The organism is Mesorhizobium sp. BR1-1-3 (assembly GCF_020165455.1).
GTDB lineage: Bacteria > Pseudomonadota > Alphaproteobacteria > Rhizobiales > Rhizobiaceae > Mesorhizobium > Mesorhizobium ciceri.
Genome location: NZ_JAIUIC010000009.1, coordinates 123,391 through 143,794, shown reverse-complemented (window position 1 = coordinate 143,794; position 20,404 = coordinate 123,391). Strand labels below are relative to the sequence as shown.

At 64.8% G+C, this 20,404-nt stretch carries 22 protein-coding genes and 1 tRNA gene; 9 read left to right on the top strand and 14 right to left on the bottom strand.

The features are described 5' to 3' along the window. Window positions 1–135: 135 nt before the first annotated feature. The gene (locus LB559_RS20740; protein WP_127385428.1) at window positions 136–1,029 is read right to left on the bottom strand and encodes an SDR family oxidoreductase; all 894 of its coding nucleotides are present in this window, start codon (window positions 1,027–1,029) and stop codon (window positions 136–138) included. Window positions 1,030–1,164: 135 nt separating this feature from the next. On the opposite strand from LB559_RS20740, the gene LB559_RS20735 reads away from it, so the two are divergent. After that, window positions 1,165–1,575, top strand: a complete 411-nt coding sequence (locus tag LB559_RS20735) for a winged helix-turn-helix transcriptional regulator (protein ID WP_013531060.1) — start codon at window positions 1,165–1,167, stop codon at window positions 1,573–1,575. Window positions 1,576–1,619: 44 nt separating this feature from the next. Continuing rightward, the gene (locus LB559_RS20730) at window positions 1,620–2,915 is read left to right on the top strand and encodes an FAD-dependent oxidoreductase (protein ID WP_224621264.1); all 1,296 of its coding nucleotides are present in this window, start codon (window positions 1,620–1,622) and stop codon (window positions 2,913–2,915) included. Here LB559_RS20730 and LB559_RS20725 read toward each other — a convergent pair. Next, window positions 2,863–3,609: a glutathione S-transferase family protein gene (locus LB559_RS20725; protein WP_027160572.1), complete on the bottom strand. Its 747-nt coding sequence runs from the start codon at window positions 3,607–3,609 to the stop codon at window positions 2,863–2,865. The genes LB559_RS20730 and LB559_RS20725 overlap by 53 nt on opposite strands. A gap of 99 nt (window positions 3,610–3,708) precedes the next feature. On the opposite strand from LB559_RS20725, the gene LB559_RS20720 reads away from it, so the two are divergent. The 3 genes from LB559_RS20720 (at window position 3,709) to ilvC (ending at window position 6,118) form a co-directional block, all read left to right on the top strand. Then, the gene (locus LB559_RS20720) at window positions 3,709–4,167 is read left to right on the top strand and encodes a MarR family winged helix-turn-helix transcriptional regulator (RefSeq protein WP_063172435.1); all 459 of its coding nucleotides are present in this window, start codon (window positions 3,709–3,711) and stop codon (window positions 4,165–4,167) included. Between the two features lie 117 nt (window positions 4,168–4,284). Continuing rightward, on the top strand, window positions 4,285–4,998 hold the full coding sequence (locus LB559_RS20715; RefSeq protein WP_224621263.1) for a TetR/AcrR family transcriptional regulator: 714 nt from the start codon (window positions 4,285–4,287) through the stop codon (window positions 4,996–4,998). A 100-nt stretch (window positions 4,999–5,098) separates the two neighbouring features. After that, complete coding sequence (gene ilvC / locus LB559_RS20710) at window positions 5,099–6,118, top strand: ketol-acid reductoisomerase (RefSeq protein WP_224621262.1); 1,020 nt, start codon at window positions 5,099–5,101, stop codon at window positions 6,116–6,118. A gap of 107 nt (window positions 6,119–6,225) precedes the next feature. On the opposite strand, the gene LB559_RS20705 is transcribed toward ilvC, so the two are convergent. Beyond that, window positions 6,226–6,792: a BA14K family protein gene (locus LB559_RS20705; RefSeq protein ID WP_013531066.1), complete on the bottom strand. Its 567-nt coding sequence runs from the start codon at window positions 6,790–6,792 to the stop codon at window positions 6,226–6,228. Window positions 6,793–6,981: 189 nt separating this feature from the next. On the opposite strand from LB559_RS20705, the gene LB559_RS20700 reads away from it, so the two are divergent. Continuing rightward, window positions 6,982–8,094, top strand: coding sequence for an endonuclease/exonuclease/phosphatase family protein (locus LB559_RS20700; RefSeq protein WP_013531067.1), 1,113 nt, complete (start codon window positions 6,982–6,984; stop codon window positions 8,092–8,094). A gap of 3 nt (window positions 8,095–8,097) precedes the next feature. Next, entirely contained in the window at window positions 8,098–8,814 is a 717-nt protein-coding gene (locus LB559_RS20695) for a hypothetical protein (protein ID WP_224674874.1), read from the top strand. On the opposite strand, the gene LB559_RS20690 is transcribed toward LB559_RS20695, so the two are convergent. From LB559_RS20690 to LB559_RS20675, 4 genes are all read right to left on the bottom strand, one after another. Then, window positions 8,811–9,053, bottom strand: coding sequence for a hypothetical protein (locus tag LB559_RS20690; protein ID WP_224674873.1), 243 nt, complete (start codon window positions 9,051–9,053; stop codon window positions 8,811–8,813). The genes LB559_RS20695 and LB559_RS20690 overlap by 4 nt on opposite strands. 133 nt (window positions 9,054–9,186) lie before the next feature. Then, window positions 9,187–10,404, bottom strand: coding sequence for an ABC transporter permease (locus LB559_RS20685; RefSeq protein WP_063168255.1), 1,218 nt, complete (start codon window positions 10,402–10,404; stop codon window positions 9,187–9,189). Next, the gene (locus tag LB559_RS20680) at window positions 10,401–11,114 is read right to left on the bottom strand and encodes an ABC transporter ATP-binding protein (protein WP_013531071.1); all 714 of its coding nucleotides are present in this window, start codon (window positions 11,112–11,114) and stop codon (window positions 10,401–10,403) included. Before LB559_RS20680 ends, LB559_RS20685 begins: the two co-directional genes overlap by 4 nt. Before the next feature lie 4 nt (window positions 11,115–11,118). After that, window positions 11,119–12,411: an efflux RND transporter periplasmic adaptor subunit gene (locus tag LB559_RS20675; protein WP_224674872.1), complete on the bottom strand. Its 1,293-nt coding sequence runs from the start codon at window positions 12,409–12,411 to the stop codon at window positions 11,119–11,121. Window positions 12,412–12,512: 101 nt separating this feature from the next. On the opposite strand from LB559_RS20675, the gene LB559_RS20670 reads away from it, so the two are divergent. Together LB559_RS20670 and LB559_RS20665 are read left to right on the top strand one after the other, a co-directional pair. After that, window positions 12,513–13,421, top strand: a complete 909-nt coding sequence (locus LB559_RS20670) for a PhzF family phenazine biosynthesis protein (RefSeq protein ID WP_027160563.1) — start codon at window positions 12,513–12,515, stop codon at window positions 13,419–13,421. 106 nt (window positions 13,422–13,527) lie between these two features. Next, window positions 13,528–13,603 (top strand) — tRNA-Lys (locus LB559_RS20665). Window positions 13,604–14,062: 459 nt separating this feature from the next. On the opposite strand, the gene cobT is transcribed toward LB559_RS20665, so the two are convergent. From cobT to cbiE, 7 genes are read right to left on the bottom strand one after another with little or no spacing between them, the layout of a single operon-like run. Then, entirely contained in the window at window positions 14,063–15,073 is a 1,011-nt protein-coding gene (gene cobT, locus LB559_RS20660) for a nicotinate-nucleotide--dimethylbenzimidazole phosphoribosyltransferase (protein ID WP_064993764.1), read from the bottom strand. Between the two features lie 52 nt (window positions 15,074–15,125). Then, window positions 15,126–15,902: an adenosylcobinamide-GDP ribazoletransferase gene (gene cobS / locus LB559_RS20655; RefSeq protein WP_064993763.1), complete on the bottom strand. Its 777-nt coding sequence runs from the start codon at window positions 15,900–15,902 to the stop codon at window positions 15,126–15,128. A gap of 3 nt (window positions 15,903–15,905) precedes the next feature. Continuing rightward, window positions 15,906–17,219 (bottom strand): cobyrinate a,c-diamide synthase, encoded by a 1,314-nt coding sequence (locus tag LB559_RS20650; protein WP_024501376.1) that lies wholly within the window; start codon window positions 17,217–17,219, stop codon window positions 15,906–15,908. Continuing rightward, complete coding sequence (gene cobA / locus LB559_RS20645) at window positions 17,216–18,034, bottom strand: uroporphyrinogen-III C-methyltransferase (protein WP_224674871.1); 819 nt, start codon at window positions 18,032–18,034, stop codon at window positions 17,216–17,218. Before cobA ends, LB559_RS20650 begins: the two co-directional genes overlap by 4 nt. Further along, on the bottom strand, window positions 18,031–18,795 hold the full coding sequence (gene cobM, locus LB559_RS20640) for a precorrin-4 C(11)-methyltransferase (RefSeq protein ID WP_224621251.1): 765 nt from the start codon (window positions 18,793–18,795) through the stop codon (window positions 18,031–18,033). Before cobM ends, cobA begins: the two co-directional genes overlap by 4 nt. Then, a complete protein-coding gene (locus LB559_RS20635; RefSeq protein WP_224674870.1) occupies window positions 18,792–19,178 on the bottom strand; it encodes a cobalamin biosynthesis protein in 387 nt (128 codons plus the stop codon). The genes cobM and LB559_RS20635 overlap by 4 nt, the downstream gene beginning before the upstream one ends. After that, the gene (gene cbiE, locus LB559_RS20630; protein ID WP_224674869.1) at window positions 19,175–20,404 is read right to left on the bottom strand and encodes a precorrin-6y C5,15-methyltransferase (decarboxylating) subunit CbiE; all 1,230 of its coding nucleotides are present in this window, start codon (window positions 20,402–20,404) and stop codon (window positions 19,175–19,177) included. Before cbiE ends, LB559_RS20635 begins: the two co-directional genes overlap by 4 nt.

Below are 20,404 nucleotides of genomic sequence, written 5' to 3'. Positions count from 1 at the left end.
CTTCCGGTACTCACGGACCAAGTGTCCGCTCCGTTCCGGTTCTCGGAACCCACATTCTCGGTCCAGCCTGACCTGAATCTCGACATGTCCTGGCGAATGAGCTGTGTCTTGCGGCACAGTCCATGTCACTCCGCTTCAACCGGCCAGCGCGGCCTTGTTCGCCTCGAGGAACTGCTTCAGCGTTTTTGGCTTGCGGCCGGAAAGCGTCTCGATCGCGTCGGTCACCATGGCGATGCGGCCGGAGCGCGTGTTGACGTCGAAGGACACGATGACTTCAGCAAAATCCTCGGGAACGCCTGATGCCTTTACCCCTTCGGTGAGCGCTTCATCCGGAACCTGCAGGACATCGAGCGACTTGCCGGTGACCTCGCTTACCAGGGCGGCAATCTCTGCCGTGGTGTAGGCGTGCGGACCGGTCAAGGTGTAGGTCTTGCTTTCGTTTGAAGCGCCAGCGAGGCTGGCGGCGATGGCCGCTGCCATGTCGTCGCGCGCACCGTGGGCAATGCGCCCGTCGCCGGCCGACGTGTACCATTTTCCCGATGCGATCGCGTGCGGCAGGGCCATGAACAGGTTCTCCTGGTACCAGCCGTTGCGGAAGATCGTGTAGGGGATGCCGCTCGCCTTGATCGCCTGCTCGGTGCTGTAGTGGTCATCGGCAAACAGGACCGGCGATACCGGCTCCGGATTGGGCATCGAGGTGTAGAGCAGATGCGAAATACCGGCATTTTTGGCCGCGGCGACGGCATTTTCGTGCTGCTTCAGGCGCCTGCCGCTTTTGAGATCGAGATCGCCGGTCGAAATGATCAGCACCTTGTCGGCGCCTTTGAATGCGGTTTCCAGCGACGCCGCGTCGTTGAAGTCGGCGGCCCTGACAACGACGCCGCGCAACGCCAGATCGGCCACGCTTTCCGGATTGCGTGTGGCGGCGATGATGTTTGCCGGTGGAACTTTGTGCTTGTCCAGGAGATATTGGATGACGCCGCGGCCGAGCTGGCCGGAAGCGCCGGTGACGAGAAGGGTTTCGCTCATGGAAGGTCCTGACATTGCGCCGCTAAGGCGGTTCGAGTGGCAGTCTCAAAAAGAGACCAGCACTAAAATAGGAATTGACCTGGTGCCGTAAAGAAGGCAGTTTTTCGGGAGGTAGGCACACGCAGGGAACCAGCCATGGACGGCAAGGTCATCAATCTGAAGTCGAAGTTGGAGGTCTACAAGGCCATCTCAGGCGGCGGTAATATTGCCAATTGTCCGGTTCGCGAGGTCATCCAGGGGGTGAGCGGCAAATGGAGGTCGCTGCTGATGATGGCGCTGGCTGAAAAACCCTATCGCTTCGGCGAGTTGCGGCGCCTTGTGCCCGACATTTCGCAGCGCATGCTGACCCAGACGCTGTACGATCTTCAGCGCGATGGCTATGTGCATCGTGAGGTGTTCCCGACCAAACCACCAAGCGTTGAATACAGCCTGACCGATCTCGGGCGCTCTATGTTCGGCGCCTTTCATCAATTGATTCTGTGGGCCGAACTCAACCATGATGCGGTGCGCGCAGCGCGCGCCGATTTTGATGCGTCCCAGGCTTGAACGGCCGCCAAGGCCCTGGCTTGAACGACCGCTAAAGCCCCAGGGTGCGGCTTGATTTCGCCGGGCTGCTGAAGGATTGTCCCGGCCAGTTCGGCTTTGGGGGCATTGGCATTTCCTACGACATCGCAATAGCAGGCGCCGGGCCGGCGGGACTGGCCATGGCGCTCTATCTCAAGCGCGCCGGGCATCGGGTCACGGTCTTTGAACGCTTCGATGAGCCGAAGCCGGTCGGCTCCGGGCTGATCCTGCAGCCGACAGGGCTGACGGTGCTGGCCGATCTTGGCCTGCTCGACGACATGCTGGCGCTGGGCAGCCGCATCGACCGCCTGCATGGCGCCGATGCCACCACAGGCCGTACCGTGCTCGATGTCCGCTACGATGCGCAGCGCGGTGGCCGCTTCGGGCTGGCGGTGCACCGGGCGGCCTTGTTCGGCGTGCTCTTCCGCGCCGCCCAACGCAAAGCGATCGCCATCGAAACCGGCGTCGAGATCGAGGCCTTGGAGACGGGCGAACGGACGACGCTGATCTGCGGCAACGGACGAAGGACGGGGCCGTTCGACCTCGTCATCGACGCCAGCGGTTCGCGCTCGAAACTGCGCGGCGCAAGCGCTGCAGGCGAGCCACGACCGCTCACCTATGGCGCGTTCTGGGCCTCGCTTGGCTGGCGCGGCGACGGTTTCGATGAGCGCGCGCTGCTGCAACGCTACGACAGAGCGAGCGTGATGATCGGCGTGCTGCCGATCGGCCGGCCGCAGCCGGGCGCTGAAAAGATGGCGGCCTTCTTCTGGAGCCTGAAGCCGTCGGACGCCGATGAGGTGCGCGTCCGGGGCCTGGATGCCTGGAAGGACAGGGTGATCCGGCTGTGGCCGCAGAGCGAGGCGTATGTCAGCCAGATCGACAGTTTCGACCAGCTCTCGCTGGCGCGCTATGGCCACCACACGATGAAGCGGCCGGTTGGGCGGCGGCTGGCCATCATCGGCGACGCGGCGCACTCGACCAGCCCGCAGCTCGGGCAAGGGGCCAATATGGCGCTGCTCGACGCCGCGGCGCTCAGCCATGCGCTGGCGCGGACGGACAGTGTCGAAGCGGCACTTGAAGCCTATGCGAGGGCGCGGCGCTGGCATGTCCGCATCTTCCAGGCGCTGTCGCTGGCGTTCACGCCGTTCTACCAGTCGGATTCGGTGGCGCTGCCCTTCATCCGCGACAGGCTGGTGGCGACGGTGGCAAAAATCCCGCCGGCGCCGCAGTTTCTCGCCTCGATGGTGGCCGGCACCGTAATCGATCCGTTCAAGCGGATAGGACTGGTCGAAGCGCGGTGGCCGGATCGTTTTGGCCAATGAGGCTCGAAAGGTACGATCCCTTTGCCCGCAGGAAGGTATGCAGGCGCTGTGGGTAGTCCGGCGCCACGGCTTGCCTGATCGACGGGCGTTCACTCAAAGCCTGGCGCCAGGCGCGGACGAGGGGCTTACGGTCAAGAATGCCGAAATCACCGATCCGGTCGAAGACATCGAGATAGCGGAAGACCGGACCGTAAACGGCGTCGACCAGCGAGAAGTGCTTGCTGGCGAACCAGGGGCCGCCAGGCTCGTCCGCCAGCTCGGCTTCGAGACGGTCGAACATGGCGGACAGCGCGCTGGATTCGTCAAGGAAGCCGGCCTCGGTCGATGTTGAATAGAACCGGCCGATGGCATTGAGGGTTGCCGAACCGAACTCGATCCAGGCGCGATGCCGGGCGCGGGCATAGGGATCGGCAGGGTGGAGGGGGTTGGCTTGCGTCTCTTCGAGGAATTCGAGGATGACGGCCGATTCGAAGATCACCGTTTCCTCGCCATTTCGCTGCACGCGCAGCAGCGGCACCTTGCCGAGCGGCGAGATCGCCTTGAACCAGTCCGGCTTGTTGGCGAGGTCGATATCGACGCGCTCGAACGGCACGCCCTTTTCGGTGAGCGAAATCGCGGCGCGTTGCACATAGGGGCAGAGGTGATGGCTGACGAGAATGAGCTTGTCGGCGCGTTTGCAGATTTCGTGTTTCATCGGATTGGCTTTCCCTGATTAATGCAATTGCATCTATGTAGATGCATATGCATTGATCGTCAAGCTTGATGCAATTGCATCTATCGTCTAAGGTGCGCCATGACCGAGAAAGCCACGCCTTCGCCCGAAGCCATCAAGGCTTGGGCTCGCCTGATGCGCGTATCGCGCCAGTTGATGGAGAGCGCCGAAGAGGCATTGAAGGCCGTCGGTCTGCCGCCGCTTGCCTGGTACGACGTGTTGCATGAGCTTGCCGAGGCGGGCGAGGGCGGGTTGCGGCCGTTCCAGCTCATCGAGCGCACGCTGTTCGCGCAATACAACATTTCGCGCCTGCTGGCCCGGCTCGAGGCCGATGGGCTCGTCGAGAAACTGCCGGTGGCCGATGACGGCCGTGGCCAGACCATCCGCATCGCGGCCAAGGGGCGAGAGACACGCCGCCAGATGTGGGCTGTGTACGGACGCTCGATCGCCGAACTGATTGGCGCCAAACTGTCGGCAGATGAGCTGACCATGGTCTCGGCACTGCTTGGACGGTTGCGCCATCCGCCAGCCAGCGATTAAGCGAGCCTGTCGCGCCAGCGCCTGTCCATTTTGCAGATATTTTGCTCTCGTCCTCTTGCGCACGGCCTCGGATCGCGCAATAAGCCGAACCGTAACGTACGGTACGGCTTATCGGGAATGCCGACCTTTCGAGAGAAGAGCGTGTTGCACATCGTGCCTGACATCGACACCAGCGAAGCGCTGACAGAGCGGCAGAAGGCCGTGCTCGACGCGGCGTTGCGGCAGCTGGTCGAGGAAGGCGACCAGCTGACCATGACCGCCGTGGCGCGCCGCGCCAGCTGTTCCAAGGAAACGCTCTACAAATGGTTCGGCGACCGCGACGGGCTGCTGACGGCGACGGTGCAATGGCAGGCCTCGAAAGTGCGGGTGGCACCGGTCGACCGCAAGGGGCTCGATCTTGCCTCGCTGACCGCGAGCCTCGAGCGCTTCGCCTCGGATTGGCTCAAGGTGATTTCCAGCGACACGTCGATCGCGCTCAATCGGGTGGCGGTCAGCCATGCCGGTTCCGGCAAGGACAATCTCGGCGCCGTGGTGCTGGAGAACGGCCGCTTCGCGCTGGCCAAACGGCTGAAGCCGGTGCTCGAGGCCGGCCGACGGACCGGGCTTTTGGATTTCGCGGATGCCGAGACGGCGTTCCGCACCTTTTTCGGGCTGGTCGCCCGCGATGTGCAGATCCGTCTGCTGCTCGGCGACCGGCTGGAATTGACTGAGGCGGCGATCGGCGGCGATGCCGCACGGGCGACGCAGCAGTTTCTCGCTCTTCATGGAGCAACAACCGGCCGCAAGGCCCTAGAGCCGGATGATTTCAGGTCAAGTCGACCTGAAATCTGAATCCGTCTCTAAATCAAGAAGATAGAGCATGATGTCGTCCGAAAACCGCTTCGCACTTTTCGGCATCATGCTCTGATTTATAAACGGGAAGGAAGACAAAATGCGCGTCTATTACGATCGTGATGCCGATCTCAATCTGATCAAGGGCAAGAAGGTCGCCATCATCGGCTATGGCAGCCAGGGCAGGGCGCATGCGCTCAACCTCAAGGATTCCGGCGCCAAGGAGATCGCAATCGGCCTCAAGGCCGGCTCGGCAACCGCCAAGAAGGTCGAGGCCGACGGTCTCAAGGTGATGAGCGTGGCGGACGCGGCCAAATGGGCCGACTTGATGATGATGGCAACGCCGGACGAACTGCAGGCCGACATCTACAAGAACGAGATCGCCCCGAACATCCGCGATGGTGCCGCGATCGCCTTCGCGCACGGCCTCAACGTGCATTTCGGCCTGATCGAGCCGAAGCCGACGGTCGACGTCGTCATGATCGCGCCGAAAGGTCCCGGCCACACGGTGCGCGGCGAATACCAGAAGGGCGGCGGCGTGCCGTGCCTGGTCGCCGTCAACCAGGATGCCTCGGGCAATGCGCTCGACCTGGCACTGTCCTACGCCTGCGGCGTCGGCGGCGGCCGTTCGGGCATCATCGAGACCAATTTCCGCGAGGAATGCGAGACCGATTTGTTCGGCGAGCAGGTCGTGCTGTGCGGCGGCCTGGTCGAACTGATCCGGGCCGGTTTCGAGACGCTGGTGGAAGCCGGCTACGCGCCTGAGATGGCCTATTTCGAGTGCCTGCACGAGGTCAAGCTGATCGTCGACCTGATCTATGAAGGCGGCATCGCCAACATGAACTACTCGATTTCGAACACCGCCGAATGGGGCGAATATGTCTCGGGTCCGCGCATCATCACCGCCGAGACCAAGGCCGAGATGAAGCGCGTGCTGAAGGACATCCAGACCGGCAAATTCACCTCGGAGTGGATGCAGGAGTACCGCGCCGGCATGTCCCGCTTCAAGGGCATCCGCCGCAACAATGACAGCCACCAGATCGAGGAAGTCGGCGCCAAGCTGCGCGCGATGATGCCGTGGATTTCCAAAAACAAGCTGGTCGACAAGGCGAAGAACTGAGCGAAATCCACAAGCGCTCGAAAATAGCAGCTTCCATGAACAAGAAACGGCGCCACGTGGCGCCGTTTTTTCATTCTGTCGGTCAGCTCAGCTACAGGGCCAGCCCATCAATAGGGTGAGTAGCACTGCTGGCGGGGGCCGTTGTAGGGCTGGAACGTGTTGTCATAGGCCCGGTACGACCGGTAGCGGTTGTAGCACCATTGGACATGGGCGCTCGAAAGCCGTCCCGCGCGGTAGTAGCGGCGCGGCGCCGGCCGGTCATAGTAGTCGTAGTTGTTGTACATGCTGCCGAGGCCAAGCCCCAGGCCAAGGCCCAGGATCGCGGCACTCGCGCCATCATCGTAGTAACGGCCGCCGCGATAGTGATGGCGACCATGGCGCCAACGCCAGTTGTCTCCACCATTCCAGTGACCGCCGCCGCCGTGCCAGTGCCGACGGCCGCCGTCCCAATTGCCCGACCGGCGCCATCTCCAATTGTCGTTGTTGAACTGACGGTTGTTGTTGCCGCCCGCCCAGCTGTCGCGGACCGGCGTGACATTCGGCGCCGCGGTGCTGGTGGGAATCGACAGGTCCGGTTGCATGATCGGGCCGGCGGCGGACGGTGCCGTGACGCCGGAGAGGATACCCAGGGCTAGCAGCCCCGATTTGACCGTGGAAGAAAAGAGCGAATTCATTGCACTCTCCAAGAGTTACAGGCCCCACGCCCACCCGAGGAATGGGGCAACAATGGATGTTTGCATCTGAACGGCGGATGAACGGAAAGGTTCCGTCAACCATGACGCGAACGCACCCAGGACCAATCGATCTCAGATGGTGGTCCTGCGCGCTTGTTTTCCGAAGCACTTGCGGGCAAAGGTCATGGCATGTCGCTGCGCCTTGCCACCTTCAATGTCGAGAACCTGATGAACAGGTTCGATTATTCCGGCTATCGCAACCAGCTCAACGAGGATCGAACGCTGGCGCTGTTCGATATCCAGAGCGAGGCGGAATACAGGATGCTGGAGCAGGCCCGCGCCATCGCCCAATCCGACGACACGCGCCAGCTGACGGCGCTGGCAATCGCTGCCACCCGGGCCGACATCATCTGCATGCAGGAGGTCGACAACATCGAGGCGCTGAAGGCCTTCGAATATGGCTATCTGTTCAAGATGGTGGGGCAGGGCTACCGGCAGAAATACACCACATCGGGCAATGATTCACGCGGCATCGACGTTGCCGTGATGATGCGCAATGAGACCGCCCAGGGCCAGCCGATCGAATTCGTGCGCATGACCAGCCACGCCTATGTCACCTACGAGCAGTTCGGGCTGCACACGCCGGAACTCGAGGCACTGGGCAATCAGGCCAATGAGCGCATTTTCCGGCGCGACTGCCTGGAGATCGACGTCACCGTGGGCGGCGTGCCGCTGACGCTCTATCTCGTGCATTTCAAGTCGATGGGTTCGCCGCGCAACGGGCTCGACGGGCGCGAGGCGACGATGCCGGTGCGCATCGCGGAGGCGCAGGCCGTGCGGCGCATCATCGAGGAGCGCTTCGGCAAGGACTATGCCGCCGACAAACGCTGGGCAATCTGCGGCGATATGAACGATTACCGCCAGCGTGTGAAGGTGGCCGGCGATGCGATCGACGGCTATCGCTTCGAGGTCGTCGACGAAGCCCTGTCCTGCATCAACGTGCTGACGGCCGGCGGCTTCTGCGAAAACGTCGTCGAGCGGCGGCCGGAGATGAACCGCTGGAGTTTCTACCACACGCGCGGACCGGAAGAACGGCATCTGTGCCAGCTCGACTACATCCTGCTGTCGAAGGGGCTCGCCGCCAGCAACGCGACGGCTGTTCCCGACATCATCCGCAACGGCCAGCCCTGGCGCACCATTTTTCCGCCGGGGCAGGAGGTCGACCGCTTTCCGCGTGCCGGCTGGGACCGGCCGAAGGCGTCGGACCATTGCCCGGTGGCGATCACGCTGGACATGACCTGACGCATGAGTTTCGACCTGCCACGCAACGTCATCCTGCCGGTCGACGCCATCGACGTCCGGCTCGATCCCGGTCCGCACCCGTTCGCAAGGGACAATGCAGAGGCGATCGCCGAGAACTGGCAGCACGAAATCGCTGCCAATCCGGCGCTGTTCGACGGCATGGTGGTGCTGCTGTCGCAGCTTGCCTACCGCGACAACCGTCTCGCCGGCCGCTGCCATGCGGTCAACTATTCGACTTTCATGCTGTGGCGGAAGCGGCGCGAGAATTCGGGCGCCGAGCATGCCTATGCCCATGCCATGCTGGTGGCAGCCGACAATGCGCTGGTGGCGATCCGCATGGGTCCGCACACGGTCAACGCCGGCCGCGTCTATTTTGCCGCCGGCTCATTCGAGCCGGTCGATTTTCGCGATGGCCTGGTCGATGTCGATTTCAACATGATCCGCGAAGTGCGCGAGGAAACCGGCCTCGACCTGTCAGGTGCGGAACGCGGCCAGCGCTACCACGCCATGTCGACCAACAGCGGCACGGTGATCTTCCGCCGCTACCACGCGGCGGCGCCCGCAGACGAGATCGCCCAGCGCATCTCAGCCTTCGTCGCCACCGAAACCGAGCCGGAGATCGACGGGCCAGTGATCATCCGCCATGCCGCCGACCTGCCGGTCGGCCTGTCACCGCACATGAAGCCGCTGATCGAGTGGCATTTCGCAAACGGGAGTTAAGGGCGCGTCTTGTTCTGTGCCGCGTTGCGATCGTTGCGGGCGGCGACGAGGAACAGGATGAAGCCGATGCCCAGCAAACCGCCCATCGCCATTCCCATGGTCTGGCCGACGACTGCCTGGAAGTCAGGGGTGACGCGATCGGGATTGGCCATGCCGAAGCGGGCGAGATACCACCAGATGCCTGCAAGGAAGGCCTCGATGATGACCATCGCCAGGATCAGTCGCCCCTTCTTGCTCATTGGCTATTTCTCCACCCAAGGGTGAATTGCCCTAGCATCATGAACGGCGCGACGACAGTGGCGGGGCTGGGTGGAAATGTCGAAGACTGTGCAAAAACCCGTCGAAGCGCCGGCCGCGTTTCGGCCGGTTGCCCTACTCGTGCCTTAGCGCATCGATCGGATCGAGCCTGGCGCCGCGCAGCGCCGGGAAGAAGCCGAACACCATGCCGATCAGCGCGGAAAAGCCGACGGCGAGCAGGATCACCGCCGGGCTCGGCGCAAACGGGATGGTCAGCGTCACCGCGGCGAGCCCGGCCAGCGCCAGCCCGATCAGGATGCCGATAATGCCGCCGAGCAGCGACAGCACCGTCGCCTCGACCAGGAACTGGATCAAGATGTGCTTTTCATGCGCGCCGATGGCGAGCCTGATGCCGATCTCGCGGGTGCGTTCGGTGACCGACACCAGCATGATGTTCATGATGCCGATGCCGCCGACCAGCAGGCTGACGCCGGCGACGGCGCCCAGCATGCCGGTCATGGTGGTTGTGGCGCTGGCCATGGCGTCGGCGATCTGGGTCATGTCGCGGATGGCGAAATCGCTTTCACGATCGGGCGTGATGCGTCTGGCGTCGCGCAGAATGTCCTCGACGCGCGGCTGCAGCTCGCTGGTCGGCGTGCGGTCATCGGCGGCGATGTAGATGTTGTCGATGTCGCGGTTGCCGGCGATGCGGCGCTGGTAGGCGTGCAGCGGCATCAGCACGACATTGTCCTGATCCTGACCGAAGCCGGTATAGCCCTTGGGCTCGAGCAGGCCGATGATCTTGCAGGAGGTGCGGTTGACGCGGATGATCTCGCCCTCGGGATCGCCAGCGCCGAAGAATTGTTGGCGCACCGTCTCGCCGATCAGGCACACGCCGGTGCCCGAGCGGGTTTCGGAATCGCTGAACGGGCGGCCCGACACCAGTTTCCAGTCGCGCGCATCGAGATAGGCGCTGTCGGTGCCGGTGACGCCCGAGGTCAGGCTCTCGGTGCCGAAGATGACCCGGACCTGCTTTTGCGAAGCCGGCGAAATGGCGCGGGCGCCAGTCAGATGCGCAACCAGCGCCGCCAGCTCCTTTTCGGCCAGCGGACGCACCACCTGGTCGAGCCCGCCCGGGCCACCGGGACCGGCCGGGCGACCGGAGCGGACGACCAGCAGATTGCTGCCGAGCTTGGAGATGTCGGCCTTGACCTTCTGCGTGGTGCCCGAGCCGATGGTGAGCATGGCAATGACGGCGGCAACGCCGATGACTATGCCGAGCAAGGTCAGGAACGAGCGCAGCACGTTGCGGCGGATCGAGCGCAGCGACAGGCGGACGGTTTCCCAGATCATGGTTGTGCGATCTCCAGCTTCCTGGAATCAGAGGCGACGTGGCCGTCGAGGAAGCGGATGGTGCGTTCGGCATAGTCGGCGACATCGGCCTCGTGGGTGACCATGGCGATGGTTAGGCCAAGCTCCTTGTTGAGCCGCGTCAGCAACTCCATGATCTCGTGCGTGCGGGCGGTGTCGAGATTGCCGGTCGGCTCGTCGGCGACGAGCAGCGTCGGCCGCGTGACGATGGCGCGCGCGATCGCCACGCGCTGCTGCTGGCCGCCGGACAGTTCGGCCGGCGTGTGGTGCTCGCGGCCGACAAGGCCGACCTCCGCCAGGGCCTGCATGGCAAGGTCGCGGCGCTCGCGGGCGGCCACGCCGCGATAGATCAGCGGCAGTTCGACATTTTCGGCCGCCGTGGTGCGGGCCAGCAGATTGTAACCCTGGAAGACGAAGCCGACATAGAGGTTGCGCAGCATGGCGCGGCGGTTGCGGTCGAGGCGGCCAGCGTCGATGCCCATGAAGGAATAGGTTCCGGCCGTCGGCGTGTCGAGGCAGCCGATGATGTTCATCGCCGTCGACTTGCCGGAGCCGGACGGCCCCATGATGGCGACGAATTCGCCACGCCGGATGGCAAGATCGACGCCGGCCAGCGCATGCACCTTGGCCTCGCCCTGGCCATAGCTCTTCCAGACCTTGTCGAAGGTGATGAGGGCAGCACCGGCGGCCACGGCATCAGCTCCGCTGCTGCGACGCGGTGATGACCTGTGCGCCTTCGTCGAGGCCAGAAATGATCTCGGTCAGTTCGCCGTCGGTGGAGCCGATCTTGACGTTGACCGGGTGTGGACGCCCGTTCTCCAGCACATAGAGCGTGCGCGAGCCGTCGGTGGGCACTGTGGCGGCCTGGCGCTGGCGGTTGCCGCCGGGGCGGCCCATGCGGCCGGTGAACAGGTCGCTGAGGCTCCAGCCGCGTGCGGCCTGTTGGGCAGGACGATAGCGGAAGGCGGTGGCCGGTACGGTGAGCACGTCCTTGGCCTGCTTGGTGACGACCGAAACGGTGGCGGTCATGCCGGGCCGCAGCAGCAGCTCGTTGTTGTTGACCTCGAGCCGCGCATTGTAGGTGACGACGCCGTCGGTGGTGACCGAGGCATAGGAGATGTCGCGGATCTCGGCATCGAATGGCCGCTCGGGGAAGGCATCGACGGTGAAGCGGGCATGCTGGCCGGATTTGACCGCGCCGATGTCGGCCTCGTCGACCGCCGCCACCAGTTCCATGTTCCTGAGATCGGCGGCGATGATGAACAGCACCGGCGCCTGCAGCGAGGAGGCGACCGTCTGGCCGGGATCGACCGAGCGCGTCAAAACGATGCCGTCGATCGGCGCATAGATGGTGCTCTTGGCAAGGTCGGTCTGCTGCGCCTTGAGGTCGGCCTGGGCGATGGCGAGGTTGGCCTGCGCACTGTCGAGAGCTGCCTTGGAACGGTCGCGCGTGGCGGTTGCTGCTTCAAGCGACTGGTCGGTCGCCATTCCGCGCTTGGTGAGCGCTGCGGCGCGGACAAGCGCCTTCTCGTTTTCGGCCAGCGTAACCGCGGCGTCCTCGACATTGGCGGCGGCGGCCTTGGCCGAAGCTTCGGCGCGCTCGATCTGGACTTCGAGTTTCACCGTGTCGAGTGTCGCCAGCACGTCACCCTTCTTGACCTGCTGGTTCTCCTCGGCCGAGACCGAGCGGATGATGCCGGACAGTTCGCTTGAAATATCGACCTGGGTGAGTGGCTGCAGCGTGCCGGTCGCCGACACCGCGACGGTGAGGTCGGCCTTGGCGGCAGGCACGGTGGTGTAGTCAATCCTGGCCGGCGAGCCGGCATACCATTGATAGACGCCAAGCCCGGCGACGAGCACGATCAGCGCCAGCAGCGCATAGAGCCACCCACGACCGCGCGATCTGCGCCGGCCTGTCTGGTCGAGCCCAAGCGCCGTCTCGATGGCGGAATCCGATTCCGTCTTTGGCAGATTGACAATCTGGTCCACGCTGGACCCCTATAACGCGCAATGTCCCTATCTGTGCACAGATCAGGCTTACCGGTTCAAATATCAAATTAAATTTCGCCCATGTTGGGATTGAGGCAGGAATGAAAACCCGGAATTACTTGCTTTACGATGTGTTTACGACCGAGCGACTGGCCGGCAATCCTTTGGCCGTCGTGCTCGACAGCAAGGGATTGGACACGGCCGCGATGCAGGCCATCGCGCGCGAATTCAACCTGTCCGAATCGGTGTTCGTCCTGCCGCCGGACAATCCCAAGCACAAAAACCGCATCCGCATCTTCACGCCCGACTATGAAATGCCGTTCGCCGGCCATCCGACGGTCGGCGCCGCGATCGCGCTGGCCGAACTTGCGGAGGAGGGCGGCGCCGGCATCTTCGTGCTGGAGGAAAACATCGGTCCGGTGCGGTGCGCCGTCAGCAAGCATGACGGCAACACTTTTGCCGAGTTCGATCTGGCGAAGCTGCCGGAGCCGCTGAAGCTCGATGCCGATCCGGAGGCGATCGGTGCCGCGCTTGGGTTGACGCCGCATGAGATCGGCTTCGAGAATCACCGCGTCGCATTCTGGTCGGCGGGCGTGCCCTATGTCACCATCCCGGTTGCCAATCTCGAGGCGGCGGGTCGCATCCGGCTGGACAACCAGGCCTGGTCGGAACTGGCGCCGCGCAAGAGCGAATGGGCCTTCGCCAGCCCCTATGTCTACTGCCGCGAGACGGTGAACCACGAAAGCGCCTTCCATGTGCGCATGATCGTGCCCGGCACGCCTTCCTACGAGGATCCGGCGACCGGTTCGGCGGCAGCCGCCTTTGCCGGCGCCATCATGCATTTCGACGCGCCGACCGATGGCATTTCACAGCTGTGGATCGAGCAGGGGCTGGAGATGGGCCGGCCATCGCGCATCCGCCTCGAACTGACCGTGCAAGGCGGAAAACTGGCCTCGGCGCGCATCGGCGGCAACGCAATCAAGGTGGCGGAGGGCAAGCTGTTCGTTTGATCGAACGCATGCTCGGTCGATTTGTCGGGAAATGATTCCGGCAGGGCTGGACAGGACCGATGGTGGCGGCTATATGCCCGCCAACGCCGGTTTTTGCCGGCCGAGTGGGTGCGTAGCTCAGTTGGTAGAGCAGCTGACTCTTAATCAGCGGGTCCACAGTTCAATCCTGTGCGCACCCACCAAATTCCTAGAAGAGTTGGTGGAAAGACCCTGAAAGCGAGACGCGTTTGGCGCATCTCGGGCAAGGCTGTCCGACCGTGATTCTTCAAACGCGCTATCCGGATCTTGTGGCGATTTAGCCGCGTTGAAAAATGCGGCTCAGAAACCGGCCGAATCGAAAAGCAAGGCTCCTTTCCCCGGCTGCAGCTTCGTTGGCGCCAGTTCCGTCTTTTCCCCCGGAGAAATCGCTGACGAGCCACCAGAAGAAGACCAGGAAGACAACGAAAATGCCGGTGTCGATCGGGCCATGACTTGAATAGCTGCTGTGACGGGACACAACAGCGACCGCCCCGGCGATAACACCGCAGCTGCGGCAGGATGAAATTCATCCACGAAAATCTATTTGAGAATCGCCGTTGCGGTAAGATGCCCCCTTTGTCGTGACAACGGCATCTTTGTCGGCCGATACGGGGAATGAATAACTACTTCTCCGACACGCCAGCCTCTGCAAAACTCGCCATGCGGGCATGGCACTCCAGCGCCGAGCGGACGATGTTGACGGCGAGGCAGGCGCCGGAGCCTTCGCCGAGCCGCATGCCGAGGTCGAGCAGCGGCGGCAGGCCGAGCGCTTCGAGCAGGCCGCGATGGCCTGACTCAGCGGAGACATGGGCTGCGATGGTGTGGGCGAGGCCGGTCGGGTGCAGCTTCGACAGCGGGGCTGCGGCGGCGGTGCAGACGAAGCCGTCGAGCAGCACGGGTATGCCGAGATGTCGGGCGGCGAGCGTGGCGCCGAAGATGGCGGCCAGTTCGCGTCCGCCGAGCACGGCAGCGATAGCAAGCGGGTCGGCGAGGGCTGCGGCATGGCGCTTCAGGCCGGCTTCGATGGCGACCACCTTGCGCTTCAAGCCGGCGTCATCGACGCCGGTGCCGCGCCCTGTCCACTTTTCCGCGCCGCCGCCGAACAGGGCTGCTGAGATGGCAGCCGCCGGCGTGGTGTTGCCGATGCCCATCTCGCCGAAGCAGATAAGGTCAAGATCCTTCGTCACCGCATCATAGCCGGCCGAGACCGCCGCCAGAAAGGGCGCTTCGTCCATTGCCGGACCTTGGGTGAAGTCGCCGGTCGGATGGTCGAGATCGAGCGGGATGACGTCGAGTTCGGCGCCGGCTATGCGGGCAAGCTGGTTGATGGCGGCACCGCCGCCAGCGAAATTCGCCACCATCTGCACGGTGACTTCCGAGGGATAGGCCGACACACCTTGCGCGGTGACGCCGTGGTTGCCGGCGAAGACGAAAACCTTGACGCGGTCGAGTTTCGGCATGTCGCGGCCCTGCCAGCGCGCCAGCCACGCGGCGATGGTCTCGAGCCGGCCGAGGCTGCCTTGCGGCTTGGTCAGCGTGTCCTGGCGGCGTGCGACCGCATTGGCCGCGGCATCGCTGCCAGCCGGCAGGTCGAGGCAGGCGGCGCGCAATTCACTAAGGGACTTGAAGGACATGGGGGCAAAGTCTCCGAAAAGGAATCAGGCCATGGGGATCAGGCCAAAGGGATCAGGAAAGCGCTACGGAAGCGACGAGCAGCACCGCGATCTCGCTTGCCTGCTGCAAGGCGCCGATCGTGTCGCCGGTCTGGCCCTCGATCTGGTTGAAGCAAAGGGCGCGGAATGCGGCAAACAGCAGGCCAAGCAGGATCAGCGCGAAGACGGCGCCGCCCAGCCCGAGCAAGAGAAGCGGGATCGCGCCGAGCAAGGCGCCGGCCATGGCGGTTTCCTGCGACACGGTGCCGGCGTCGACCGAGAGGCCGTCGACGCGCGCTGGAGGCAAGAGATGCATGAAAGCGCCAAGCAGGCCGCGCGAGGCCGCGTGTGCGGCCAGGACGGCAAACAGGGCCTGTGTGGGATCGACGAACTCCGACAGCGCGCTCCAGCGGACCAGCAGCGACAGAGCCAGCGCCGCCGCACCATAGGCGCCGATGCGGCTGTCGCGCATGATCTCAAGTTTGCGGCCGCGCGATTTGCCGCCGCCAAACCCGTCGGCGACGTCGGACAGGCCGTCCTCATGCAGGCAGCCGGTGGTGAGCAGGGTTGCCACGAGGGCAAGTGCGGCCGCCGGCCCCATGGCAAGGCCGAACCGTTCCGCCGTGGCAAAAACGATGGCGCCGATCAGGCCGACGACGAGACCGGCGATGGGGGCGGCCCAGATCGCCGCGGCAAGGCTGCGGCCGCGAAAATCGAAGACGGGCAGCGGCAGCCTGGTGAAGAAGACCAGGCAGAGCGCGATGTCGTCGACGACCTGTCGTGGTGAGAGGGCCAGATTCCCGAATTTCATGCTCTAGCCCCTCGCAATCGCATGGAAGAAGGTGCCGCTGACATGGCCGCGCCGGTAGCCCGAGGCGCCGATCGGATTGCCCTGGCCGTCCGCAAGGTCGGCCAGCGGCTCGTCATTGCCTGTCGCCGTCATCTGCGCATAGTGGAATTCGTGGCCACGGATAAGCGCGCCCTGTGCACCCAGCGGACAATCGGCACGCAGCCGCGCCTCGCGGTAGCCGAGGTTCATCTTGCGCCTGGCGAAGCTGGTGGCGTGGCCGAGCAGGCCGAGCATCGCATGCGTTTCGCCCGACGCGTCCTCCAGAGCTTCGCCGAGCACCATGAAGCCACCGCACTCGCCATGGATGGGCTTCGTCGCGGCGAAACGCGCCATGCCGGCGCGGAAAGTCGCGGCGGCGGCGAGCTTGCCGGCGTGAAGCTCGGGATAGCCGCCCGGCAACCAGCAAACGTCGCAGGTCCCGTCGGGCGCTTCGTCGACGAGCGGCGAGAACGGGACGATTTCCGCACCCGCCTTGCGCCAGTAGGCGGCGACATGCGGATAGAGGAAGGTGAAGGCGGCATCCTCGGCCAGCGCGATGCGTTGGCCGGGCGGCGCCAGCGCGTCGTCGAAACCGCCGGGCGCGGGGGTGAGGGGCGTCGCCAGGGCCATGATCGCATCGAGATCGAGCGACTTTTCCGCCATGTCGGCCAGCCGGTCGAGATGCGCCATCAGGTCGTCATATTCGCCAGCCTGGACAAGGCCGAGATGCCGCTCGGGCAGGTTCAGAGTGGGATCGCGCAGGATGGCGCCGACGACCGGCAGGCCGATCGCCTCGATGGCCTCGCTGCACAGCTTGCGGTGCCGCTCGCTGCCCAGCCGATTGAGCGCGACACCGGCCATGCGCACGTCAGGATCATAGGTGGCAAAACCCTTGGCGACAGCCGCCGCCGTGGTCGACTGGCCGGAGACGTCGAGCACAAGCAGCACCGGCAGGCCATAGAGCCGCGCCAGGTCGGCCGCCGAGCCGGTTCGGCCGGGAGCCGCGGGTATCCCGTCGAACAGGCCCATGGCGCTTTCCAGGATGACGAAATCGGTGTCATCGGCGGCTTGCGCGGCAAGCGCGTTGAGCAGCGATGGCGGCATCGCCCAGCTGTCCAGATTGACACCGGAGAGGCCCGTGGCGGCGGTGTGGAAGCCGGGGTCGATATAGTCGGGCCCGGATTTGGCGCCGCGCACCTTCAGCCCGCGCCGGGTCAGCGCCCGCAGGATGCCGATGGTGACGCTGGTCTTGCCGGAGCCGGAGCGCGGCGCGCCGATGATGATGGCGCGGGCCGTCATGCTTGCCCCGCCAGGGCCGCGCGCATGGCAACGATGCCGCCAACGACGATCAGCGCCGGCGAGGCCAGACCGGCGGCCGCAGCTTCCTCGGCAATGGTGGCGAGCGTGGCGACGACGGTCCGCTCCTGCGGCGTCGTCGCGGCGACGATTACAGCCGCCGGTGTCGACGGCGCCAGCCCGCCATCGAGAAGGGCGGCCGATATCAAGGGCAGATTGGCCATGCCCATATAGACGACGACAGGCTGGCCGGTGCGGGCGATCGCCGCCCAGTCGAGATCGTCATCGGTGCCGGCGGCGTGGCCGGTCGCCAGGATCACCGCCTTGTTGATGCCGCGCATAGTGGCGGGGATGCCGGTCGCGGCCAGCGCACTGAGGCCCGAGGTCAGGCCGGGCAGGACGCGGAACGGGATGTTTTCCCGCGCCAGCGCCAGAGCTTCTTCGCCGCCACGGCCGAAAATATAGGGATCGCCGCCCTTCAGCCTGACGACGCGGCGGCCGTCGCGCGCGAGCCGCACCAAAAGTGCGGTGATGTCGTCCTGTTTCATCGACGGTTTGCCGCCGCGCTTGCCGGCAAAGAAAAGCTCGGCGTTTTCGGCAACTGCGACAATGTCAGGGGACACCAGTGCGTCGTAGACCAGCGCATCCGCCTCGGCCAAAGCCGCCAACACTTCGAGCGTCAGGCAGCCGGGGTCGCCAGGGCCGGCGCCGGCCAGCCAGACATGGCCCGGCTCGAGCCGGCGCGGCTTGAAGTTCAGCCGGGACAAGGCTTTTTCGAGCGTGGCGTTTTCGCCGGTGTTTTTGGTGCTGCCGCTCACAATCCGTCCCGTCCGCGAAAACGCCGCTGATAATGGGCGTCGTATAATGAACTCTCGCCAAAACCTTGCGCCGCCAGCGAGCGGCCGACGAAGATGATCGCCGTGCGCTCCATCGGATCGGCGGCGAGCTGTGCCTCGATGGTCGCCAGCGTGCCGGTCAGCACGCGCTCGTCCGGCCAGGAAGCGCGGAAGACGACCGCCACCGGGCAATCGCCGCCATAGTGCGGCGTCAGTTCGGCGACGACACGGTCGATGGCGTGGATGGCAAGATGAATAGCGAGCGTGGCGCCGGTGCGGCCGAAGCCGGCCAGCGTTTCGCCGGGCGGCATCTTTGACGCGCGGCCGGAAATGCGGGTCAGCACCAGGCTTTGCGCCACTTCGGGAATGGTCAGCTCGCGGCGCAATGCTGCGGCGGCAGCGGCGAAGGAGGGGACGCCCGGCGTCAGCGTATAAGGGATGCCGTGCTTTTCCAGCCGGCGGATCTGCTCGGCGACCGCGCTCCATACCGACAGGTCACCGGAATGCAGCCGGGCGACATCCTGGCCTGATTTGTGCGCCTCGAGATAGGCGGCCTCGATCTCGTCGAGCGACATCGGCGCGGTGTCGACCAGCTTTGTCCCCGGCGCGCAGTGCTGCAGCAATTCGGGCGCGACGATCGAGCCGGCATGCAGGCAAACCGGGCAGTTTGCCAAAAGCCTTGCGCCGCGCAGCGTGATGAGGTCGGCCGCACCTGGACCGGCGCCGATGAAATGAACGGTCATGGCGCATCTCCGCTGATGGCGATGGCGCAGGTGACCGGGCCGAGCACGGTGCGGGGGCCAAGCAGTTTTGCGCCTGTGCCGGCCACGGCGAGGGCGGACGCCTCGGAGACCGATGGTGTGTCGGCAACATCCTGCGAGAGATCGGAATGGCTGAGCGTATCCGACGAGGCAGCTTGAAGTGCTGAGTCGTCGACGACGATGACGGGAAGACTCAGCGTGCGGCCAGCGGCGGCGATCGCTTCTTCATCCTTCTTGAACGCGGCAGTCGCCAGTGCCGACAGCGCCGTCATCGCCAACCCATGCGCCTCCAGCGCCGTTTCGATCGCCGCAAGCACCTCTTCGACGCCCACGCCCTTTCGGCAGCCTATGCCTGCGACCATCATGGCTTCATCCAGCTCCATTGCGTCACTGGCATGGCCGGCCGCCAGGCCTGCATCGAGCCAACCGGCGAGGCCCGGGAGATGTTTATCCGCGTGAGATCGCCGCCGAGCTTCGTATGTTGGGCAAGAAGCAGGGCTTCCATCTCCAGCGTCACCGCGTTTGCCACGAGACGGCCGCCAGTGTGCAGGGCCTTGATGGCAGCTTTCAAGACACCGGCATCGCTGCCACCACCGCCGATGAAGATCGCGTCTGGCGTGTCCAACCCGGCAAGCGCCTTGGGCGCGCTGCCTTCGACCACGACAAGGCCGGGAACGCCACAGGCAGCGGCGTTGCGACCAATACGGGCAGCGCGCACCGGATCGGCCTCGATGGCAAAAGTGCGCATGGAAGGGTGGGCCAGCATCCATTCTATGCCGATGGAACCGGAGCCGGCGCCGATGTCCCACAGCAACTCGCCGCGCCGCGGCGCCAGCGCCGACAGGGTGATCGCGCGGATTTCGCGCTTGGTGATCTGGCCGTCATGGTCGAACAGGTGATCGGCAAGGCCTGATGTGAGCGGCAGCACGCGCGCGTCCGGACCGGATTCAACTTCGACCGCCAGCACGTTGAGCGGATTGAGGTTTTCGAGGTCGAAGGCATCGGCGCGGACCGAGCGCTGGGTCTCGCTTGGCCCACCCAACGCCTCCAGGATCGTCAGCCGCGATGCGCCGAAGTCGAGTTCCGCGAGCAGGCGGGCAATCGCCGCGGGGGCCTCTGCATCCGAGGTCAGCGCCAGGATGCGCGCGCCTGGCTGCAGCAGCGGCCGGATCAGGTCGAGCGGCCGGCCGTGCAGCGAGACGGTTTCGATATCCTGCAGCGCCCAGCCGAGCCGGGCGGCCGCCAGTGAAACGGCTGAAGGCGCGGGGATAACGTGCATCTCTTGTGCCTTGACCTTGCGGGCGAGCGTGGCGCCGACGCCGTGGAAGAAGGGATCGCCGGAGGCGAGCACGCAGACGCGCCTGCCGGCGAGCGCCAGCACGTCAGCCATCTCGGCATCGAACGGAATCGGCCATGGGTGCGCCTCGCCCTTGGCGAAGGAAGCGACAAGGGCGAGGTGCCGCTTGCCGCCGAAGATGATCTCAGCCTGGGCAATCCGCTGCTTGGCCTCGTCGCCGAGACCCGCTAAACCGTCCTCGCCGATGCCGACGACTGTCAGCCAGGCGGCTCGCGATTGACGCTCAGCAGGCAT